General features: G+C 39.8%; 15 protein-coding genes. 12 read left to right on the plus strand and 3 right to left on the minus strand.

Annotated features, from left to right (window positions below):
* Positions 1-5: 5 nt before the first annotated feature.
* From SYJ56_RS11935 to SYJ56_RS11990, 12 genes are all read left to right on the plus strand, one after another.
* Positions 6-1,253, plus strand: coding sequence for a murein hydrolase activator EnvC family protein (locus SYJ56_RS11935; protein WP_323834336.1), 1,248 nt, complete (start codon positions 6-8; stop codon positions 1,251-1,253).
* A 113-nt stretch (positions 1,254-1,366) separates the two neighbouring features.
* Positions 1,367-1,567, plus strand: coding sequence for a twin-arginine translocase TatA/TatE family subunit (tatA, locus tag SYJ56_RS11940; RefSeq protein ID WP_323834338.1), 201 nt, complete (start codon positions 1,367-1,369; stop codon positions 1,565-1,567).
* Positions 1,568-1,585: 18 nt separating this feature from the next.
* Entirely contained in the window at positions 1,586-3,013 is a 1,428-nt protein-coding gene (gene gatA / locus SYJ56_RS11945; protein ID WP_323834340.1) for an Asp-tRNA(Asn)/Glu-tRNA(Gln) amidotransferase subunit GatA, read from the plus strand.
* 14 nt (positions 3,014-3,027) lie between these two features.
* A complete protein-coding gene (locus tag SYJ56_RS11950) occupies positions 3,028-4,416 on the plus strand; it encodes a LysM peptidoglycan-binding domain-containing protein (protein WP_323834342.1) in 1,389 nt (462 codons plus the stop codon).
* A gap of 123 nt (positions 4,417-4,539) precedes the next feature.
* Positions 4,540-5,637, plus strand: coding sequence for a DUF4837 family protein (locus tag SYJ56_RS11955; protein ID WP_323834344.1), 1,098 nt, complete (start codon positions 4,540-4,542; stop codon positions 5,635-5,637).
* Between the two features lie 22 nt (positions 5,638-5,659).
* Positions 5,660-7,930 (plus strand): NADP-dependent malic enzyme, encoded by a 2,271-nt coding sequence (locus tag SYJ56_RS11960; RefSeq protein ID WP_323834345.1) that lies wholly within the window; start codon positions 5,660-5,662, stop codon positions 7,928-7,930.
* A complete protein-coding gene (ruvA, locus tag SYJ56_RS11965) occupies positions 7,927-8,523 on the plus strand; it encodes a Holliday junction branch migration protein RuvA (RefSeq protein WP_323834346.1) in 597 nt (198 codons plus the stop codon). The genes SYJ56_RS11960 and ruvA overlap by 4 nt, the downstream gene beginning before the upstream one ends.
* Before the next feature lie 12 nt (positions 8,524-8,535).
* On the plus strand, positions 8,536-15,666 hold the full coding sequence (gene sov, locus SYJ56_RS11970) for a T9SS outer membrane translocon Sov/SprA (RefSeq protein ID WP_465038393.1): 7,131 nt from the start codon (positions 8,536-8,538) through the stop codon (positions 15,664-15,666).
* A 56-nt stretch (positions 15,667-15,722) separates the two neighbouring features.
* Positions 15,723-16,100, plus strand: coding sequence for a glycine cleavage system protein GcvH (gcvH, locus tag SYJ56_RS11975; RefSeq protein ID WP_323834347.1), 378 nt, complete (start codon positions 15,723-15,725; stop codon positions 16,098-16,100).
* An 11-nt stretch (positions 16,101-16,111) separates the two neighbouring features.
* The gene (locus tag SYJ56_RS11980) at positions 16,112-16,480 is read left to right on the plus strand and encodes a VanZ family protein (RefSeq protein ID WP_323834349.1); all 369 of its coding nucleotides are present in this window, start codon (positions 16,112-16,114) and stop codon (positions 16,478-16,480) included.
* A 69-nt stretch (positions 16,481-16,549) separates the two neighbouring features.
* Positions 16,550-17,227 carry an energy transducer TonB gene (locus SYJ56_RS11985; RefSeq protein WP_323834351.1) on the plus strand — a complete coding sequence of 226 codons (678 nt, stop codon included), beginning with the start codon at positions 16,550-16,552 and terminating at the stop codon, positions 17,225-17,227.
* 147 nt (positions 17,228-17,374) lie between these two features.
* Positions 17,375-18,043: an energy transducer TonB gene (locus SYJ56_RS11990; protein ID WP_323834353.1), complete on the plus strand. Its 669-nt coding sequence runs from the start codon at positions 17,375-17,377 to the stop codon at positions 18,041-18,043.
* A 143-nt stretch (positions 18,044-18,186) separates the two neighbouring features.
* Here SYJ56_RS11990 and SYJ56_RS11995 read toward each other — a convergent pair whose 3' ends face one another.
* The 3 genes from SYJ56_RS11995 to SYJ56_RS12005 are packed head-to-tail and all read right to left on the minus strand — an operon-like array spanning position 18,187 to position 23,441.
* Positions 18,187-19,068, minus strand: coding sequence for a YicC/YloC family endoribonuclease (locus tag SYJ56_RS11995; RefSeq protein ID WP_323834355.1), 882 nt, complete (start codon positions 19,066-19,068; stop codon positions 18,187-18,189).
* Positions 19,069-19,082: 14 nt separating this feature from the next.
* Positions 19,083-22,373: a biopolymer transporter Tol gene (locus tag SYJ56_RS12000; protein ID WP_323834357.1), complete on the minus strand. Its 3,291-nt coding sequence runs from the start codon at positions 22,371-22,373 to the stop codon at positions 19,083-19,085.
* A 21-nt stretch (positions 22,374-22,394) separates the two neighbouring features.
* Entirely contained in the window at positions 22,395-23,441 is a 1,047-nt protein-coding gene (locus SYJ56_RS12005; protein ID WP_323834359.1) for an NAD(P)/FAD-dependent oxidoreductase, read from the minus strand.
* Between the last annotated feature and the right edge of the window lie 24 nt (positions 23,442-23,465).

The following is a 23,465-nucleotide window of genomic DNA, read 5'->3' on the forward strand; positions in this document are numbered from 1 at the left end:
TTTGCATGTTCCGCAACTACCTTATTCCATTTAGTCTTCTGATTGGATTGATGTTTTTTTCGGCTGTTGATCTTGCCGCGCAAACAAAAAACACGCGTGAGGAACTTGAGAAGCAGAAAGCCGAAGTACAGGCAAGATTGCTGGAGTTTGACAAAATCCTTAAGCAAACCACAGCTACAAAGAAAAATACCATTGGTGAATTAAATGCTGTCACCAGACAATTTCAAACTCAAAACAGGCTAGTTAATACACTAGACCGGGAAGTAAAGCTGATCAATCAAGAGATCAAAGATACAGAGACCAAAATTGCAAGTTTGGAGAGTCAGCTTAAGGAATTGAAAGCCGAATACGGGCGAATGATTTATAATGCCTCTAAACTGAATCGCGGACTTTCCATCGTCTCCTTTGTCTTTAGCTCAGCAAATTTCAATCAGCTTTATTCCAGATTGATGTATTTAAAGCAATACACCGACAGCAGAAAACAACAAGCAGCCCAAATCGAAAAATTAAGTCTTGAGCTTACAGATCAGCGCGCTTTGCTGGATGATAGAAAAGCTGAAAAAGAAAAAATACTCATTGAGGAGCAAAAAGAACGGGCCCAGCTAGACAAGATGAAGCGTGAGCAGCAAGGTCTTGTAAACACGCTTACCAGCAAGGAAAAAGAAATCAAAAAACAGATTACTGCAACTAAAAAGCAACAGGACCAGCTGAATAAGATGATCAAGCAGGTGATCGAAGATGAGATTCGCCGGGCGGAAGCTGCTGCAAAAAAAGAGAATAGCACTGCCACCAAATCATCAGGTAGTAGCATGCCAATGACTCCAGAAGTGGCAGCCTTATCTAACTCATTCGCTGGAAATAAAGGCAGATTACCTTGGCCTGTGGAAACTGGCTTTGTCTCTCAGGGATATGGTACTTATCCCCACCCTACGCTCAAAGGCATTACTATGGAAAGTGATGGGTTGGATATCCGTACTCAGCCAAACTCTTCTGTAAGGGCAGTGTTCGATGGCACTGTTACCAAAATCACCACAATGCCTGGTTTTGGCGGTACCGTAATTATAAAACATGGAGAGTATTATACCATGTATAGTAAGTTGAAAACCATTACTGTAAAATCGGGCCAGACTATAAGTGCAAAAGACGTTATTGGTCAGGTTGCTACAGGAGCAGATGGCGAAGCAGAAGTGCATTTTCAGACGTGGAAAGGCCTAACAGTAATGAATCCTTCGGTATGGCTTACATCCAAGTAGTATATAATTGCGTATATTCATAAAAAAAGTTGTGCTGCTTTTCCGTTGAACTTTGTGTAAGCGGATCACAGTTATATCTTTGTAATCACATTTACCCTTAAACACACACCATCATGACTACATTAGGTTTCATTCAAAACATGGGCGGTGGCTCGATCGTATTGATCGTATTGGTCATCCTTCTATTGTTTGGTGCTAAAAGAATACCTGAATTGGCTCGTGGCCTTGGACGTGGCATCAGAGAATTTAAAGATGCTACAAAGGACATTCAGAACGACCTTGAAGAGGGTCTGAAAGACGGCAAGAAAAAGTAATCTCTTAAGCCAATAAAATTGGAAAAATTCATTTCATTCGACGAAATCAAAAAATCGCTCGAAAAGAAGGAAACAGACTGTCTTACGATAGTCCAATATTATCTTAAAAACATTCAGACGAAGGCGCATCTCAACGCCTTCGTCGAAGTTTATGAGCATTCCGCTTTAATGCAAGCTGGTCTTATTGATCAGAGATTAGCAAATGGGAATGCTGGTAAACTTGCAGGGATGGTCATAGGTATCAAAGACGTGCTTTGCTACGCAGGTCATGAAGCTAACGCCTCTTCTAAAATCCTCAAAGGATTTGAATCTCAATTCACTACAACTGCTATTCAGCGATTAGTTGACGAGGATGCTATAATCATCGGCAGACTCAATTGTGATGAATTCGGTATGGGTAGCTCTAATGAGAATTCTGCACATGGTAATGTATTGAATGCCGCAGATGAATCACGCGTTCCGGGTGGATCTTCTGGAGGGTCGGCAGTTGCAGTTCAAGCAAATCTCTGTACAATTTCTTTGGGAACTGACACAGGAGGATCTGTAAGACAGCCTGCCGCATTCACCGGAGTAATTGGTATGAAGCCAACTTATTCACGTGTTTCTCGCTGGGGTTTGATCGCTTATGCATCTTCTTTTGACTGTATTGGAGTATTTTCCCGCACCGTAAAGGACAATGCCCTAGTGTTGGAAATCATGGCAGGTCACGATGAATACGATAGTACATCTTCAAGGAAATCAGTACTCCCATACAGTCAACTCTTGCATTTTGACAAAAAAGCAAAAGTTGCTTACCTCAAAGAAACAATAGAATCACCTGCACTTCAGTCCGAGATCAAAGTCAATACACTGGCAGTCTTAGAAAAACTGAAGTCTGAAGGCCATATTGTAGAAGAAGTAAACTTTCCATTACTTGACTTTATTCTTCCTACTTATTATATTCTTACTACCGCAGAGGCAAGTTCTAACTTGTCACGATTTGACGGAGTAAAGTATGGGTACAGAAGTCCAAATGCGCACAACCTAGAAAGCATGTATAAGCTTACTAGAAGCGAAGGCTTCGGAGAAGAAGTAAAACGAAGAATTATGCTTGGCACATTTGTGCTTAGTGCTAGTTATTACGATGCATATTTTACCAAAGCACAGAAGGTCAGAAGATTAATAAAAGATTTCACTGAGAATCTTTTGAATGATTTTGACTATATTATTATGCCGACTACGCCATCTACAGCGTTTAAGTTTGGCGAGCATAATGGTGATCCGGTAGCAATGTATCTGGAAGACCTATTTACAGTACAAGCATCGGTATCAGGAGTACCCTCTATTTCTCTTCCCAATGGGAAAGATGAGAAAGGAATGCCGATTGGATTGCAAGTGATTTGCAATTCTTTCAAAGAGGCTGAGCTCTATGCTTTTAGTAAATATTTAACAGAATTGACCTCATAAAACCCATTATCCCAATGAAAATAACTTTGTACAGAATATTCACACTTGCGCTTATTACATGTCTGATCCCGCTGTCCAAAGCTTTTTCACAGGATAATGAATTGGTAGCGGCAGCTTCATTATTAGACGAGGAAGTTCTACCTAATTATCATTACGAGTACATTCCGGATTTCACTTATGAAGAAATTGACCTTCGTGTAAAAGCGATGGATCATGAAATGTCTTTTGAGTTGAATGACCGAGTTTTTTCCTTTATACAGTACTTTACAGTAAGAAATCGAGATTATACAAAAATGGTCTTGGCTCGTAAAGAGATTTTTTTTCCAATGTTTGATGAGACGATGGCTAAGCATGAAATGCCATTAGAAATTAAATATCTATCAATCATAGAATCCGGACTTGATCCACAGATCCGTTCCCGGGTTGGTGCGATGGGACTTTGGCAGTTTATGCCAGCTACCGGAAGAATGTACGGCATGAATACAAATAGTGAGGTGGATGATCGAATGGATCCCGAGCTTTCTACAGAAGCGGCTGCGAAATATTTAAAATCTCTTCATCGTATGTTTGGGGATTGGGAAGTTGCTATGGCAGCGTACAATTGCGGTCCAGGAAACGTAAGAAAAGCGATTCGAAGATCCGGTGGAAAGAAAACCTTCTGGGGAATTTACAATTATTTACCACGAGAAACCCGTAGTTATGTGCCTCAGGTGCAAGCAATGCTTTATATTCTAAATCACCTAGAAGAGCATAATTTTCATCCGGAAGACCCAACTTATGTCATGGAATATGAGAAAATTCGTTTTGATAGAGCACTTAGCTTGGATAAGCTCGCTGAACTAACAAACCTCTGTGTAGCAGATTTGAAGACTTTAAATCCAGCCATCAAGAATAATAAATTACCTGAAAGCAATAGAACTATGGCTCTTCGAATTCCGAAATCGAAAGTCCCATACATCAAAGAAAATCTGGCATGGTTAAATGATTCTCTAAACAATGCTCCTACGGTATTGCTAGCATCCAATGTACAAGTACAATCTGTCGAAGCTCTGGCGCAAGAAATCAAACAAAACAGCACTATCTACAAAGTAAGATCAGGTGATGTATTGGGATCAATTGCCCAACGTCATGGAGTTACTGTCACTCAGATCAAATCCTGGAACAATCTATCTTCAAACCTGATTCGAGTCGGTCAGACGCTAAGGATTAATTCAGGAATGTCAGGAAATATTGCCTCCACTCAAACAAACTCCTCAGGACAAACCACTTACACTGTCCAGCCGGGAGATTCCTTGTGGATTATTTCCAGAAAGCATGAAGGCTTAACTGTGGAGCAAATCAAGCGATTGAACAACCTCAATTCGAACAACATTAAGCCTGGCCAAAAACTAATAATCGGCTAATTCAAGGAAGAATCCCTCTTAGTTTGTTAATTTTTTTTAAGTAATGGCAATATTCAATGCCAAATAAGGATATGTGTTCTTATGTCGTTAATTTGACCCTATCCAAGAACCAAACGACCAAAAATGAAAACCTTTTCATCCATTCTCATAGCCCTAGTTATGGGTTGTATCCTAGCTTCCTGTGATTCAGATGGAACTACTGCAGATAGCTCAAAACCAAAAGCAAGGGGATCAATTGGGGAAATCATATTAGTGATTGACTCTGTAAAGTGGGCAGGACCTGTTGGAGACCAATTAAAAGAGATTTTCGAATCCGACATCCCCGGAATGATTCGTTCTGAAGCAAAATTCAAAGTAAATACCGTGGATCCGAGAGCGATGACCCGCATACTTAAAATGTCCACAAATCTGATATATGTCACAACTTTTGATGACAAGGGCTCAGCAAGTCAAGCGATCAATGCACAGTTCTCCAAGGAATCAAAGGAAAAAGCGATGAATGATCCTAACATTTATTCCTTAAGAATGGAGGATGAATATGCGATAGGCCAAGAAGTATTATACCTATTTGGCAACACTGAAGATCAACTTGTTGAAAACCTTAAGAAAAACGGAAGCAGATTACAGAATCTATTCGAAGTAAGAGAAAGAGGTAGATTGGAAAAAATTATTCTTGCAAGAAAAAATTCAGCAGCAGCATTCGAAGCAGAAAAGAATCTTGGAATCGAAATCAATGTGCCTGCCTCCTATCAGGTAGCAAAGTCTGAAGATGACTTTCTTTGGGTTAGACAAATTACTCCAAGTGGCAACAGAGCTGACATCAGCTTATTTTTCTATGAGACAGATTACACATCTGAAGAACAAACATTCCCTGCAAACATCCTCACGCTCAGAGACTCTATTACAAAACAACATATTTTCGGTGATCCAGAAGATCCCAGTTCTTATGTAGTATCCGAAAAACAAATCCCTCCAGCATTCAGAAACATGGTGATTAATGATAATTTTACCACTGAAATCAGGGGTGCCTGGAAAACCAACAACATCAGCATGGGTGGATCTTATTTAGGTTACCTTATGGTTGATCAGAAAAAAGGAAAACTTTACTACATTGAAGGGTTCGTGTTTTATCCAAATGAAATACACAGAGATGCCCTCCGTGAAATAGAGACAATTCTTCTCAACACAAATGTGAGTTGGAAAGAAGACCAGGGGGCCTAAAACCCAAATTATACTAGCTTTTATGGCAATCAAAATCCGCAAGGAAGACGCACTTAATTATCATACCCAGGGTTCTCCTGGCAAAATTGAAGTAATCCCCACCAAGCCGCTTTCTAGCCAGATGGATCTTGCTCTGGCATACTCGCCAGGTGTAGCAGAACCATGCAAGGAAATCGCCGCAGAAGTAGAAAACATCTATAAATACACTGCCAAAGGCAATTTGGTAGGCGTGATTTCTAACGGAACTGCTGTGTTAGGTCTTGGAGATATAGGCCCTGAAGCGTCCAAACCTGTAATGGAGGGAAAAGGAGTTCTTTTCAAGAAGTTTGCTGGAATTGACGTATTCGATATTGAGATCAATGAAAAAGATCCCAAAAAGTTAATACAAATCATAAAGTCTCTAGAGCCTACTTTTGGCGGTATTAACCTTGAGGATATCAAAGCACCTGAATGCTTTGAAATAGAGACTGAGCTCAAGAAGGAAATGAAAATTCCAGTCATGCATGATGACCAGCATGGCACAGCTATCATTTCTGGGGCAGCATTATTGAATGCCTTGGAGATCGTACAAAAGGATATTTCCAAAATCAAGTTAGTAGTGAACGGTGCCGGAGCTGCAGCGATTTCATGTACTCGATTCTACATTTCCCTCGGGATTAAAAAGGAGAATATTGTCTTATGTGATATAGTTGGTATCCTGCGATCCGATAGAACTGATCTTGATGATATCAGAAGAGAATTCTGTACAGACAGAGATCTTTATACGCTTACAGATGCATTACAGGATGCAGATGTATTTCTTGGACTATCTGCAGGAAATATCGTAAATCAGGATCAATTGAGATTAATGGCACCAAATCCAATTGTTTTCGCCTTGGCGAACCCTGATCCTGAAATCTCTTATGACCTTGCAGTTGCCACTCGTGAGGATTTGATCATGGCTACTGGAAGATCTGATCATCCTAATCAAGTAAATAATGTGCTTGGTTTCCCATACATTTTTAGAGGAGCATTGGACGTGAGAGCTACTGCTATCAATGAAACCATGAAACTTGCAGCAGCTCATGCAATAGCCAAACTAGCGAAAGAACCAGTTCCAGATATTGTTAATAAAGCTTACGGCGAAGATAAACTCGGTTTTGGGCGATTGTATCTGATTCCTAAGCCGCTTGACCCTAGATTGATTACTACCATCGCTCCTGCGGTAGCTAAAGCTGCAATGGAAACTGGTGTTGCCAAATATCCGATACAAGACTGGGAAGCATACGAATTAGAGCTTCAGGAGAGAATTGGCATTGACCAGAGATTGATGTCTGTCGTAATAGCCCGAGCCAAAAAAGATCCGAAACGTGTTGTATTTGCAGAAGCAGATAATAGAAAAATTCTCAAGGCTGCGCAGATCATCCGAGATGAAAAAATCGGAGAGCCGATACTTCTCGGTAATAGGGAAAAGATCTTATCTCTCATAGAGGACAATTCTTTGGATTTGACTAATGTCACCATCATTGATCCTATGGAAGAAAAAGAGATGCTGAAGAAATTTGCAGATATGCTCTTCCAAAAGCGACAAAGAAAGGGAATGACTATAGGAGATGCTGCAAGATTGGTCACTCAGAGAAATTACTTTGGTGCATTAATGGTAGAATCAGGAGCCGCAGACGCATTTATCTCAGGTCTCACCCGAGATTATCCTAAAACTATCTTGCCATCACTTCAAACTATTGGTGTGAAACCTGGTGTGAATCGAGTGGCAGGTATGTATATCATGAACACTCCAAAAGGACCATATTTCTTTGCTGATGCCACAGTAAACCTGAATCCTACCGCTGAAGAATTGGTTGAGATTATTGGTTTAACTGCGGATGCGGTAAGATTCTTTAATATGGAACCTAGAATTGCTATTCTTTCTTATTCCAACTTTGGCTCCGCTAAGGGAGATATTTCTGACAAAATGGCCAAAGCAACAGCTATTGCGCAGAAAAAATATCCAGACTTGGTAATCGAAGGAGAAATGCAAGCAAACGTTGCGATCAATGAGGACATCCAGCGTGAAATGTATCCATTCTCCAAACTCATCAATAAGAGAGCCAACACCTTAATATTCCCTGATTTGAGTTCTGGCAACATTGCTTATAAGCTTCTTGCCGAACTTGGAAATTCAGAAGCAATCGGCCCGATTTTGCTTGGAATGAACAAACCAGTGCATATTCTTCAGCTTGGTAGTTCCATTCGAGAAATCGTAAACATGGTAGCTGTAGCCGTGGTAGATGCACAATCCTCAAGCAGCTTATGATCGATTATCTAAGGGGAAAACTGGTATTCAAAGATCCAACCTATGTCATCATAGATGTAAACGGAATAGGATATCATGTGAAAATTTCGCTTCAAACTTATACAGAAATAAAGGATGAGGAGCAGATAAAGCTCCTCACCTTTCTTCATATTAAAGAGGACGCACATACACTTTTTGGATTCAAACAAGAGCATGAAAAACGTCTATTTTTATTGTTGCTTTCTATCAATGGAGTAGGTCCGAGCACCAGCTTAATGATTCTTTCTTCACTAAGCTCAGAAGAAATAGAGCAGGCCATTCTGGCTGGCGATGTAGCTACCATACAACATGTCAAAGGGATAGGTACAAAAACTGCTCAACGAATAATTTTAGAGCTGAAAGATAAAGTTGGAAAAGGCACATCTGATGGTTTAGTAGCACCGGCAGGCTTTTTGAAATCAAGCAATAAAATCCGCGAGGAAGCGTTACAAGCACTTATTACACTTGGTTTTCCAAAAGCTGCGGCAGAAAAGAATATAGCTGCTGTCCTCAAAAAAACCACAGGAGAAATTTCATTAGAAGATTTAATTAAAGCATCTTTAAAGACATCATAATTTCAAGTTGTATTGACCTTTTTGAGTGTACTGACTTTTTGCGGGAGGAGGTTTCTCGGTGGTTGGCCTGAATTAATCATCCTATTTGGTCTGCTACTAGCCTATTCCACTTCTGAGGCTCAACAAACCAATCCTGACAGTATTCAGTCCCGGATTGATTCATTGAATCGAAGGAGACTAACTCCCTCGTATTTGCTTTGGCAAAATCTGAGGACAAATCCCCTATTCCCTACGCGTAACCCATTTTTACAGTCACAAGTACCCTTTTTACAAGCTAATCCTATTACTCAAAATGTAGAGGTAAAGGTTGATTCCACGCTTCGCTACAATGTCGTCGATCAAATCGACACAGTCCGAGTTGGCAATGAACAAGAATACGATTTTGAGCAATTTTCAAAAATTCAAGAATATAAAGTAAGGCAAGACTATTGGCGGAGTAGGGCTCGTGGTGGAGACGGGGAAAGTGCAGTAGAAGGAAGAGGTTTAATTCCTCCACTGACCGTTAGCCCTTCTTTTGATAGAATATTTGGGGGGAGTGAAATAAACATCGTACCATCAGGATATGTAAACCTAGATTTCGGGGCTATTTTCCGACGAGTAGATAATCCTACCCTTCCAATTAGACAGCAACAAAACGGAGGATTCAATTTTGACCAGCAGATCCAAATGGCTGTCAATGGGACTTTAGGAGAAAAAGTAAAAATCGGAGCCAATTTCGACTCAAATAATTCTTTCGATTTTCAAAATCAGATGAAACTTGAATTCACTGGTTTTGAAGAGGACATTATCCAATCCATTGAAATCGGTAATGTCAGCATGCCAGTCCAAAACCGATTGATACAGGGAGCTCAGAATCTTTTTGGGGTTAAAACACAGCTTCAATTCGGGAAATTAGGTGTAACTGCTGTAGCTTCCACTCAACGAGGGCGTCGAGATAATTTAACGATCGATGCTAATGGTCAAGGAAGATCATTTGATATTCAAGCTTCGAAATACGATGACAACAGACATTTCTTTATCGCCCATTTCTTCCGGGACAATTACGAAAGGTGGTTGAGAGGACTTCCACAGGTTCTCTCAGGTGTAAATGTAACGAGAATTGAGGTTTATATTATGAACCGGGCCGCCAATACTCAAACACTAAGAAACTTTGCGGCATTCATGGATTTGGGTGAAGGAAGTGTATTATTGAATCCTACCAATCCCAATATTGGACCAGGAAACCCCTCAGCACCTGCAGGGAATTCTGCAAACAATCTATATTCAAACATATCCAATAACCCTGCTTTTCGTCCATTTGATACAGGGTCGAGAGCGATGGAATCAAGCTTGGGGCTAAGAAAAGGTGTTGACTTTGAACAAATCAATGGAGCTAGAAAATTAGATCAAACTGAATACTTTTTTAACCCACAACTCGGCTATTTATCACTTTTCAGAAGACTTCAAAATGATGAGGTTCTCGCAGTTTCCTATGAATATACCTACAACGGGCAAGTGTTTAAAGTCGGAGAATTAACAGAAGACTATCAAAGCCGACAAGAAGATGAGCTGATTTTCATGAAACTTCTTCGTCCTGCACGGATTAATACCCGAGTGCCTACTTGGGATTTGATGATGAAAAACGTCTATAGCCTGAATGCAAATCAAATCACTCGGGATGGTTTTCAACTTCAGGTAATCTACAGAGATGATAGAACAGGTCTGGACAACCCATCGCTTTTGGAGGGTGCAGAAGTCAAAGACAAGCCATTGATTCGGCTGACGGGGCTGGACAATTTAAATCCCCAGAATGATCCTGCCCCAGATGGGAATTTTGACTTTGTAGAAGGACTAACCATACTCACAGATCGAGGTCTATTGGTATTCCCTGTACTAGAACCTTTTGGGTCGAACCTTGAAAAATTTTTTCAACCAGGCGAAGTAGTCCTCAAAGACAAATATGTTTACGATACGCTTTACAGAACCACTCAGGCAGATGCCGAACTAGTCACTAGGCTAAACAAATATTTTATCAAAGGACGATTGACGGCTGGCTCTGCAAGCGAGATCCAATTGCCTGGACTTAATATCGCTCCTGGCTCTGTGATTGTTCAGGCAGGTAATATCCCACTGACTGAAGGCGTTGACTTTACAGTTGACTACAATGTAGGGAGGCTTGTCATTATCAATGATGCAATACTTCAATCGGGCAAACAAATCAATGTGAGTTTTGAAAAAGCCGATTTGGTATCCTTCCAAACACGAAGTTTACTGGGTACTCGAATGGATTATTTGTTCAGTGACAAGTTTAATGTAGGAGGTACTTTTCTTTATTTAAATGAAAGACCAAATGTCACCAGAATCGCCACAGGGAGTGAGACCTTAAGAAATAGCCTTTGGGGATTGGATGGCAATTTCAGCGATGAATCACGATGGCTCACCAAAATGGCCGATGCACTGCCATTTACAAGTACAAAGGAAACCTCCCTTGTGCAGATAAGCGGAGAGTTCGCACATCTCATTCCCGGAACATCAAATCGTGTGAATGGAGAGCAAGCTTCATATATAGATGATTTTGAGGCGGCAATAACACCCTACAACTTAGGAGGAGCTGCCAACCAAAATTGGAAGCTGTCATCTACGCCACAAACCTTTGATGATAGATTTGACCTAAGTAACCAGACTGAAGACAATCTAGGAGCTGGTTACCGCAGAGCTAGAGTTGCTTGGTACAATATTGATAATATTTTCTATAGAGAAAGTGGCCCGGGGGTTCCACCCAATATAACTCGGGAAGACCGAAGAAATCACTATGTAAGACGAGTACTTCCTCAGGAGATCTTCCCTCAACAAGATCGTGAGGTGATTGTAACACCTGAGCCTCTTTTTGAACTAGCTTACTTTCCAAGTGAACGAGGAATGTATAATTACAATACTGACCTGACTACAAACGGATTTCTCCCAAATCCAAAAATGAATTTCGGCGGAGTAACCAGAGCTATTACTACCGAAGTTGATTTTGACCGCACAAATATAGAATACATAGAATTCTGGCTATTGGATCCATTTATTGAAGGGGAAAACGGCCGAGTGTTGGACGGTAACTTTAATCAGAACAACACAACCGGAGGTAAACTTTTTATCAATCTTGGAGATATCTCTGAGGACATCTTGAAAGATGGTCGCCACGCTTTCGAAAATGGACTTCCTGCAGATGGAGATCCTGCCGAGACAGGTCAAAATGAATGGGGAAGAATCACCCGTGAGCAATACTTACTACCGGCATTTGATAATTCAGAGACATCTAGGCAAAATCAGGATGTCGGTTTGGATGGATTGAAAAATGAAGATGAAGCTACTTATTTCGGAAGTCGATTCTTAAATCGCTTAAATGTAAATGCTACCGCTCGAAATGAAATTCTCCAAGATGTTTCAGGAGATTTATTCAAATATTACTTAGACGATAATTTTGATCAAAACGACGTTAAAATTCTAGAGCGTTATAAAAAATTCAACGGAATGGAGGGCAATACCCCGGTAACTGCCAATGAAAACCTTCCATACACTCCATCTGGATCAAACACTCCAGACAATGAGGATTTGAATACTGATAACACCATCAACGAACTGGAGAATTACTACTCATACGAAATGGACCTGAAGCCAGGCAGCATGGTAGTGGGTCAAAATAATATCGTAGACAAAACTACCGCTAATGTAAATGGTGAAAATGTAGATTGGTACTTATTCCGCATTCCTGTCCGTCAGCCTGACCGTGTAGAAGGTGACATCACAGGATTCAAATCCATCCGATGGTTCAGAACCTATCTGACTGATTTTGAGCAACCAGTAGTACTTAGAATGGCCAACTTCCGAATGGTAGGCAGCCAGTGGAGAGTTTTTCAGGAATCACTTTTTGAGCGAGGACTATTCGAAATCCCCGAGCCTGACAATTCGAATGTCACTGTGGACGTAGTGAGTATAGAGGAAAACAGTCAGGGAAGTGCCACCGAAAGCCCTTATGTACTACCACCAGGCATTATTAGAGACCGTGACAATACCTCAACGGTAGAGAGAAGATTAAATGAACAGTCGCTACGAGTTTGTGTAGAAGACCTTGGGGCTAAAGATGCAAGAGCAGTTTTCAAAAATGTCACGCTGGATTTGGTACAGTTTGAACGAATTAAAATGTTTCTACATGCCGACAGTGAAGACGCTATGGATGGCGAAATTACAGCGTTTTTAAGACTAGGGACTGATTATACGGATAACTATTACGAAATAGAAGTGCCGCTTTTGATCACGCCAAAAGGTACACGGGATCCTGCGCAGATTTGGCCAGCAGAAAATGAAATCGACATTGCAATTCAGGAAATAGTAGGAGTGAAAGTAGCGCGTGACAATCAGCAAGTACCATTAAATATTCCATTTTCACAGCAAGTGGGTCGGTACACTGTTACTGTGGTAGGTCGCCCTGAATTGAATCAATCCCAATCTTCTATGATAGGTGTGCGAAATCCCGGTACAAATGGCGGTGGAAGTCGTAGCATATGTATTTGGGCCAATGAGCTCAGAGTTACAGGTGCTACCAAATCGAACGGCTGGGCGGCAAATGCGCTAATGAATGTGAAAATCGCTGATGTAGCAGTAGTCTCTGGTTCTATCAGACACAATTCCATTGGCTTTGGAGGATTAGAAACTAGACTTTCTCAACGGTCAAGATCTGCTACCACCCAGTATGATATTTCCACCAATGTGGACATTCACAAACTTTTGCCAGAAGGACTAGGCGTGAGTATTCCCATGTATTTCTCTGTGGAAAATAGCACTACAAAACCTGAATACGACCCTTTAAATCCCGATGTACCGTTTGAGGTAGCTTTGCAAAAATTCGAGACGCAAGATCAAAAAGATGCTTATCGAAAAATCGCTTTGGATCAAGTAAACCGCAAAAACATAAGCTTCAATAACGTTCGGAAAATCAAGACCAATCCTGATTCAAAAAATCATTTTTATGACCTAAGCAACTTGTCATTTTCCTATGCTTTTGGGATAATGAGTCAGACAAATGCTCAAATTCAGGAATACAATTACAAAACCTATCGCGGCAATGTCACCTACAGTTACCAACCAAAGCCTCTTGCTATAGAACCATTCAAAAACGCAGGTTTTCTTGACTCTCCGCATTTGCAATTAATCAAAGATTTCAATTTGAACCTTTCTCCTACCCTAGTATTAGCTAGATTAGATATAGATCGCAAGCATTTGCGTTCCCAGTATAGAAATGATCAGCTCAGTACCGTTGGAGTTGACCCACTTTTCCAAAAAAGCTTCTTTATGAATCGCTTTTACTCGGTGAATTGGGACCTGACAAAAAACCTTCGGGTAGATTATACCGGAAGTGTAATGGCAGTAGTAGATGAACCCCAGGGCGACTTGGATACAGAGCAAAAATCTGATTCTGTACGGTATAATGCATGGAGATTCGGCCGGCGTACAAATTATAACCATAGTATAAATCTTAACTATACGCTACCGCTGGACAAGTCCCCTATTACAGACTGGATTAAAGCGGACTATAAATACATCACTACTTATACTTGGCTGACGGGCGCAATAGGACAAAAGGATACACTTGGAAATTCCATTCAAAACACCCGAGATCAATCTATCAACGGTAAGCTAGATCTAATCAAACTATATAACAAAAACAAAAAACTGGCAGCTCTAAATGCCCCAAAACGACCGAGTATTCCAGGAAGACCAGGTACACAAGCTGAAGATACCATTGGAACTCCTTTCACTAATAAGCTACTGAAAACACTTATGATGGTGAAGGAAGTCACCTTCAATTATGGGAAAATTGAAGGAACCTTTCTGCCTGGATACATGCCTAACACAGGGCTATTAGGAATGGATCGCGCGTTTGAATACCCAGGCTTAGCATTCTTATTAGGTAGTCAAGATCCGAGTATCAGAAACGAATTCGCGCAAGCTGGTATCATGGCGCCAAGCAGTGAGCTCACGCAGACTTTTAGACAGAGTAGTGTAATTAACATGAGGTTTGGCAGCTTGATAGAACCATTCCAAGACTTTAATATCACACTAAATGCCACAAAACGAGAAGTGGGTGATTACCAGGAAATCTTCAGGAATTCTATTGATAACCCCGGAGTTTACGAGTCTATAAGTCCAAATAGACTAAGTGCTTACAGCATCACTACGATTATGCTTGGCACGAGCTTTAGCAAAGATGGTTTTGACAACGTTTCACCTCTATTCACGGATTTTGAAAATAATAGAGCAATTATCAAGAGTAGGCTGGACGCAATGGACGCGGGGGGAGAATATTCAATTAATGGCCAAGATGTATTGATTCCTGCGTTCCTCGCAGCCTATAGAGGTAAGGATGCCGCCCTTTTCAACCTTAACTCTTTCCCCAAAGTACCATTACCAAATTGGCGTTTGGATTATCGTGGGCTTTCTAGAATCAAAGGACTAAGTGACATATTCAGCAGTATCAATATCCAACATATGTACACTTCAACATATGATGCCAGTAATTTCTCCAACTCCCTTCAATATCAGCAAGGCTTAGAGCTCTACAATACATTACAACAAATCCCCAGACCTAACCAGGTAAATGAAGAAGGACAATTCATCCCAGTATATGTCCTAAATGATATTATCCTAACCGAGCGATTTGGCCCGCTGATCGGAATAGACATGCTAACAAAAGACAGGTTAAATATTGCGATCGTATACAATAAAGAACGAAATCTTGGCCTAAACTTCTCTAACTCGCAAGTGACAGAGCAGAAAAGTAATGATTTTGGATTGACTTTGGGCTACACGAAAGCTGGGGTTAAAATACCTTTCAAATTTCAAGGAAGACAAACTGTTCTTAAAAATGACCTTCAGTTCAATTTGGATTCCAAAGTAGTGAGTACCACACAAATTCAGCGTAAGATCGGGGAAGGCAGCACCGTCACAAGTGGCAACTTAAATATCTCAATTAGACCAACTATCTCCTATCTGATTAACCAAAACCTAAACCTTACCCTTTATTTCGATAGAACTATTAATGATCCTAGAGTTACAACGGCCTACAAGCGAACTTCTACAGCTTTTGGTGGTCAACTTCGATTTAATTTAGGACAATAGATTTCATCCTTACTTGATTCCTATTAATTTTGACTCCTATATAACTATTCACAAATATGGATTTCCCTCAAGAACTAAAGTACACCAAAGACCACGAATGGGTTAAAATTGATGGTGATGTTGCTACTATTGGAATCACTGAATTTGCCGCAGGTGAATTGGGTGATATTGTTTATGTTGAAGTTGAAACAACCGGTGACACTCTGGACACCAACGAAGTTTTTGGTTCTGTAGAAGCAGTAAAAACCGTTTCTGATTTATTTATGCCTGTCGCTGGTGAGATTCTGGAAGTAAATCCTGACCTGGAAGATTCTCCAGAACTAGTGAATGAGTCTCCTTACGAGAAAGGTTGGATGATTAAAGTAAAAATCACTGGCGATCTTCCATCTGATTTACTGTCTGCCTCTGAGTATGCAGAGTTAGTAGGAGAATAAACAAACCCATTTTGAGATTAGGAATAGCAGTAATTTGGCTCTTATTTATCACTGTTGCCATGTTGACTCCTGGGGATAATTTCCCTGATTCTTCATTTAACTTCGCGGATAAAATCATTCACTTTATTTGTTTTGGCACCTTGAGTTTTCTTTGGTGTGGAGTAGGCGTAAAAAGAGCTTTTGTTAATGGCTTAGAAGGAAGAGTTCTTAGCAACTATTTAATTTTCGGCATTGCCGCAGGAATAGTTTTAGAATGTGCGCAACTATATATCCCTTTCAGATCTTTCGATTATATGGACATGATTGTCAATGAAATAGGTGGAATAGCAGGTTTATTAGCATATTTTAAGATTCCAACAACAAAGATTGGTTTGGATTAGTGCCTATTAATTATTACAATTGTTAAACTGAAATAGAAGAAAAATTAACCTTTATAAACCAAACTTATCATGGAAGCAAAAAAGACTCCCAGTGCTGATCTAACCAAAAAGTCAGGAATGTTCCTGAACCTTGGTTTGGCAGTAGCTGTAGGTGCTACCCTTGCTGCCTTCGAATGGAAGTCATTTGACGATGGTTCATTGAAAGACCTTGGTCAAGTAACTGACAACTTCGAAGAATTGCTAGATATTCCTATCACTGAGCAGCCACCACCACCACCACCACCACCTATTGAGCAGCCTATCCTTAAGGAAATTCCTGATGAAGTAGAAATCGAGGAGAAAATAGAAGTTAACTTTGATGTCGATGTAAAGGAAACTACTGTAATCAAAGAAGTAGTAATTGCTGAAGCTCCAGTAGAAGAAAAAGTAGATGCTATTTTTGATGTGGTTGAAACACAGCCTGAGCCTCCAGGGGGGATGACAGGTTGGAATCAATACCTTTCTAAAAACCTGAAATATCCAACTCAAGCAAGAAGAATGGGTATAGAAGGTACAGTAATTGTAGTATTCGTAGTTAACACGGATGGTTCTATTCAAGACGTTGAAGTATTGAGAGGAATTGGCGGAGGTTGTGACGAAGAAGCTGTTAAAGTAGTAAAAGCTGCTCCTAATTGGACTCCAGGAAAACAGCGTGGACGACCAGTACGTACTCGTATGAGACTTCCGATTAGATTCAAACTTAGCTAATCATTTAGACCCGAGAAATCGGGTCTTTTTTTTTGCCATATCTTTAACAACTTTTAGCTTAGTTAAATAGTGTTAGTAGATTAGTATCAGTGAGTTATCTAGTGTAATTTATTAGAGTAGTTTTTTCTAACCTCTAATAATACACTCATGGAACACAAAAAAAATCCAAAGTCTGATCTGAAAAGATGGTCAGCGACATTGTTTAACTTGGGACTGGCAATCAGTCTAGGATTAGTTTTGGTGGCTTTCGAATGGAAAGCTAAAGATCAAGGAATTGTCAAGACATTTGATGGAATGAAAGATGATTGGGATGATATTGAAATTCCCGTTACAATTCAAACTCCTCCGCCTCCACCACAGGTTCCCATTGAGATAATTATCAAGCCAAATGATATTGTAATTGATGACCTCTCTGATCTTAAACTCGATATAAACGCAACTGAGGAAACCATCATCCCAGAAGTAGAAATATCAACTCCGCCGGTGGTCGAGGATATAGATAAAATAGAAAATTTTGTAGATGTTCAAGCGATGTTTAAAGGTGGGATGGATGCTTGGTATGCATATCTCAACAAAAACCTTAAATATCCTTCACAAGCCAAAAGAATGGGAATAGATGGTATGGTCATAGTCCGCTTTGTAGTTAACACTGACGGCTCTATTCAAGACATAGAAATGGTGAGAACAATTGGTGGTGGGTGCGATGAAGTAGCCAAGGAGGTAATACAAAACTCGCCAAATTGGAATCCTGGGAGAATTGGCGGAAGAGCTGTCAGATCTCGTATGACTATGCCTATTCGCTTTAGGCTCAACTAGACAAAAGAAAACATCTTGCAAAAAAATAAGAGGCTGTCTCATAAGTAGGGACAGCCTCTAATTTGTACGGGTAGGTATCTGAGAAAAATTCCAAATACTCAAATGTCAGGCTGTTGATTTAAGTTATGAGACAACCTCTTTTTCTATAATACATTAAGTGCTTGCTCTTTCACTTTTTCAAGTTCATCCTTCATCAGGATTACATGTTTTTGCATTCCTGCATCATTTGCCTTCGAACCAATGGTATTGATCTCTCTGCCTATTTCCTGACTGATAAAACCTAGCTTTTTACCTTGGCTGTTTTCTTCATCAAGACACTTTTCGAAGTACTTTAAATGTGTATCAAGCCGCACAATCTCTTCGGTAATGTCTAGTTTTTCGAAGTAATAAATCAACTCCTGCTCAAAGCGATTAGCATCAAAAGAGTTCTCATCAAGCCATTCATTGAAATGATTTCGGATCTTTTGCTTCATTCTATCTTTTCGATTCCCTTCTTCCTCCTCAATTTTCTTCAAGCCAGTAGCTATCGATTTGATATTTCCTTGAAGTTTCTCTTCCAGAGAATTTCCCTCGTCCTGTCTGAAGGAATCACATTTATTTAATGCTATTGTCAGTACTTTTTTGATTTCATCCCAATCTGCCTGATCATCTCTTTGCTCACCTGTCACCTGTGTGATTACACTTGGAGATTGCAATGCCAGCTTAAAAATATCCTGAGAATTATCATTAACGCTTTCCGCAAGTCCTTTGTACTTTTGGTAAAACAAGTTGAACAGATCTTCATTAATGCTAACCGGCATTTCGGCAGATCCCTTAGATTGGAAATCAATCGAAATACTCACCTTGCCACGATCCAAAATAGATTGAACCAGATTCCTGATTTCTAGCTCCTTATCATTAAACTGTCTAGGGCTTCGGATGGTAAGATCCAAAAATTTCGAATTGAGCGTTCGTACCTCCACTTGGATCACCATTCGCTCATCCTCAAATCCGGCATTTCCGAAGCCGGTCATTGATTTGATCATATTAAAATTTGTAGTTAGAAATTGAAGCCCAAAGTTACGTAGAACTTTAAGTCTTCCGCTTCATAATTTCGAATAGGTCTTGCTACATCAAATTTGACATAATAGTTTAGCAAAACCGTTCTTAACCCTGCTCCATAACTTTGTAGCCATGGGTTATTGAAATTATTGAGTACAATAGTAAATGGAGATCCTTGCGTATTAATCACTTCTGTATTTTGATCATTCACGCGCTCCCAAGGGGCAGAGTCATTCCAAGCCGAACCAATATCATAAAAACCTATCAATTGGAAATTCCTGATGAAATTTGAAGTGATATTGCCTCTTGTCAAATAAGAGAAAACTGGAATTCTCAATTCAGCAGTAAAAGTGACCATATTTCTTCCGCGAATTTCGTCATAGTCATATCCTCTCAGGTCAACAAAATCCGCGAAAAGGATATTGGAATTTTCTGCACCAGTAGGGTTTCTGATTGGTGACGATTCTGGTCTATTGGATGGTGGTCGGTAAAACTCATTGAATAACCAGTTATCCATTCCTCCAACCATATAGGTCTGTGGATTATTTCCCATAAATGATCCAGCATAAAGTCTTGCTGCGAGAACAATATTCTTATGGATTGTTTTGTATTCTCTCAGATCCAGGAAGAAATTCCCAAATGAACGTTCCTTTTCATTGAAAGATTGATACTGCGTATAGCCAATTTTAGCTTTAAAACCAGTCTGGGAATAAAGCCCTAGAGGTTGTGTACGATCATAAACAAACTCTGCCTTTCCACCAATATAATTGACATCAAGACGATTTTGATCTGAATCTTTACCGTTTATTAGGGAATCAGAATTGAGGTTGAAATATTGTGTTCTTGCTGCAAAAGGAGAAAGCGTAAATTTGGCGTTTGCATTCAACGGGTAAGAAATCGCAGCTTCCACTTTGGTCAGCACATATTTCTGAAATGTAATATCTCCTTCGGTAACCCGAATTGTCTTACGATCAAATCTCCCTTTGAAATCAACTCTACTTTTCAAATACTCATATTCAAAGAATACATCGCCTCCCGACCTAAAATCAAGGGTAGTCATTACACCACCTTGAAAGGAATGATTATCGAGCAAATCGGTCATTTTTCCCGTAAGGCCAATCCCAAAACCTCGCAAAGGATCTACGACAAATCGGGTATTGATATTATTGATGAAAAACTGAGGCTCCATTGGCCTAGGCCCTGTTACTCTCTTTTTCAAACTCTCCCTTCTAAATGCTTCTAGCAAATTTGTCTTGTTCTCAGCTGCCGCGGCAACAGGTGAGGTAAGATTATTTGGCAACGTATCGAAAGTATAATTATCTGTATTGATTCCATTTTTAGACTCAAAACTTAGGCGTTTGAGATCAATCGATGAGGTTGAATTTTTTGAGATAGTATCGAGCTTGGTTAAAGGCTGGGTAGAAAGATTCGCATCCTGAGTTACTGTTGGTAAATTTTCTCTGGCCTCTTTTTCTTCCAAAAGCCTTCTAGCAGCCAATCGTTCATTCAAACTCTTTGCTTGTTCCAACTGTATTCTTGGAGTACTTGGAGTAAATTGATCTACATTAGAAAAACTTTCTACCACCAAATAGCTTTCTCTACCGTCTCGGATAGAATAAGCCATTCTATTCATTCTAGAATTGACATCGAATGCTTCTATACTTTTATTGAAAGCAGAAATCTGATTAGAAACCTGATTTCCAATGCTCATTCGCATTAGGTTATTTATACCGCTGAGATCACTTAGGTAAACAATTGAATTACTATTAACCTTTCTAGGCCTAATATTCTTACTATTTGAGTTGGTCAGCTGCTTAGTGACTATTGTGTCTGTCACTTGCACCATGTACAGATTATAATAATTAGGTAAAGAAGTCAACTCAAGATTTTTGCCTAAAAGTGAATCTGGTAGATCCTTTTGGTTTGATGAGTAAATAATGGTTGAATCATTCAGAAAAACTGGAGTCAATTGATCAAAAGAATCATTTGTCAACCTTTGCCCTGCACCTCTTGCATTTAGACTATATATATCAGACTTTCCATTTGAGATTGCTGAAAGAACCATATTCTTCCCTGTACTATTGAAGTCAAGGCTTAGGATTTGCGTGATATTCCTAAGGAAAATCTTGTCCTGATTAGAGCCATCAATTGACCTCAACCTCAGTGTAGTAAATCCTCTTTTGAAGGAAGCAATGGCGATATTCGCTGAATCTCGCCAAGCGATTATCGGCGAGGTGAAATTAGCATCTTGGTCTTGCAAGGATGTCCCACCTGCAAAAATTGTTTGCTCACGACCTGTGCTTACATCCCTAACCTGAACTTTGTATTTGCCCCCATTATTGATCACATAGGCCAGATTTAAGCCATCAGGACTGAACTTGATATCATTAATTGCTCCTATCACTCTCGGAGAAGTTTCTGCTACAGCTGCGTCTCTGTTCGGATCTTTAAATGTGGTAGAAACTTGCTTATTAATATCCAAATAATACTTTTTCCAATCCTCAGTGAAGGTTTTATAATTTAAACCAACAGTATTCGCAATACTATTTTCCTCATTTCTATTTATTCTAGAAAGGTTAAGAATACTAGATACATACCTTCTCCCATATCTTTCAGCAATGTAATTCCAAACAGATTGCCCAACCAAAGCAGCTTCCTTTTCCTTTAACTTAAGGATTTTTGGCGTTTCATCTTCTTGGAGATAATGTCTGACAAAATCATCCATCTCCCTGCTCCAACCTTTTGCCAAGTACAAGGCAATACCATCCACATACCACTCAGGAAAGCTGTTGGTAAGATTGGATTGGAAAGCATCAGAAACAGAAGAACCATAAAGCATTTCTTCAATGATCACTTTTGTGGTTCCATAAATCAAATCTTCTTTGAATAAATCAACCTCACCCTTATATGCTACTTCAGCTAAAAGTCTGTTGAAATTGGTTTGACCCTGCTCATTATATTCTTCCTTGTTGAGATTAACATTACTCTGTAAAAGTTCTTCTGGAGAGTTATAAATATAAATTTTAGGCTTTGTGTAGGCCACATAACCAATCATCTGCGTGAGTCGGTTAAACTCACTTTCCAGATAATCAATGGCCATCTTGGCATTTGCACCACCTCGGTCATAATAGTAAACCTCAAAATTATTTGAGGAATAGAAATACCATTCAAATTGCTGGTGCTGAATTCTATTTTTCCCAAAACGCTCTTGGTCAAATTGAGCAAGAGCAAAAAATGAATTCAACCATAACCCAGCAAAAATTAAAATTCGGAAGAGGTGATATCGCATTCGATTTGCTGAAAGATGTCTTTAAATATAATTAAAATACCGAGCTATGTCCACTTCTGGGTCAATAGCATGATCATTTAGTAGATAAGAAACCATTTGTTCACTAAAATAAGGAATTAGTGACACTCCCTTGGCCCCAAAACCATTAAATATGTAAACGCCTACCTCAGTAGGATGTTTTCCCAAAAATGGTTTTCTATCTCTAGTAGCAGGTCTAATTCCTGCCTTATGGCTAACAATTTCCTCCGCTGGTAGTCGGACCAAATCTGTCAACTTCTCCAAAAGTTCTGCTTTGGCAGCATCGGTTGGTCCAACATCCAAATCGTGCTTCGTATAAGTCGATCCCACCCGATGTACTCCATTTCCAAGATGAACTCTGAAAACTCCCCTGTTCACAACATAATCAGGAGTAAATTCTTGTTTTACTTCCAATATTTCTCCTTTGACTGGGGCAAAAGGCAGGAAATTGAAAAACCTAGAATTCATAGCTCCAAGGCCATTACAATAAATAACTGCATTTACCTGTAAATCTCGATATGACCAATAGCCCTCCTCACGTGTTAATATAGACTCATCAAATTTTCCCACAATCAATTCCTCCTTAAAATACGAAGACATTGCATCAAGTAGATTATTGATATTAAGCCAACCCGAATTGCGCAGCATCACTCCGCCATAAGGATCCTTAAGATAGTTGGATTGACTTTCTGAATAAATCTTTTCCAAATATGCCTCAAAGCCGGGATCAGCACTATGCCCCATCCATTCGTTTTGTTCTTCTATCGTTAAAAAAGGCCTGTAGATAGCCTTCTCCGTAAGGAATTCACTTCCAGCAAGCCTTTCTAGTTCTTTGTAAAATGGCTTAATCACGGGGAAAAGAGCATCGGCCTTCCATGTTTTAACCATCTTCCTACCCGTCACAGAATTAAAAAGTCCTGCAGCAATTCTACTCGAATTATTAGCTCCAGGTTGATCGATTATCCTAATTTTCTTACCAGCTTGCTTCAGTCTATAGGCTAGTGCTGTACCAGCAAGTCCCTGCCCAACGAGCAAAAAATCAATTTCCATAGCCCAAAATAAAGGTTTAATTCC

Source organism: Algoriphagus aurantiacus (assembly GCF_035156405.1).
Taxonomy (GTDB): Bacteria; Bacteroidota; Bacteroidia; order Cytophagales; family Cyclobacteriaceae; genus Algoriphagus; species Algoriphagus aurantiacus.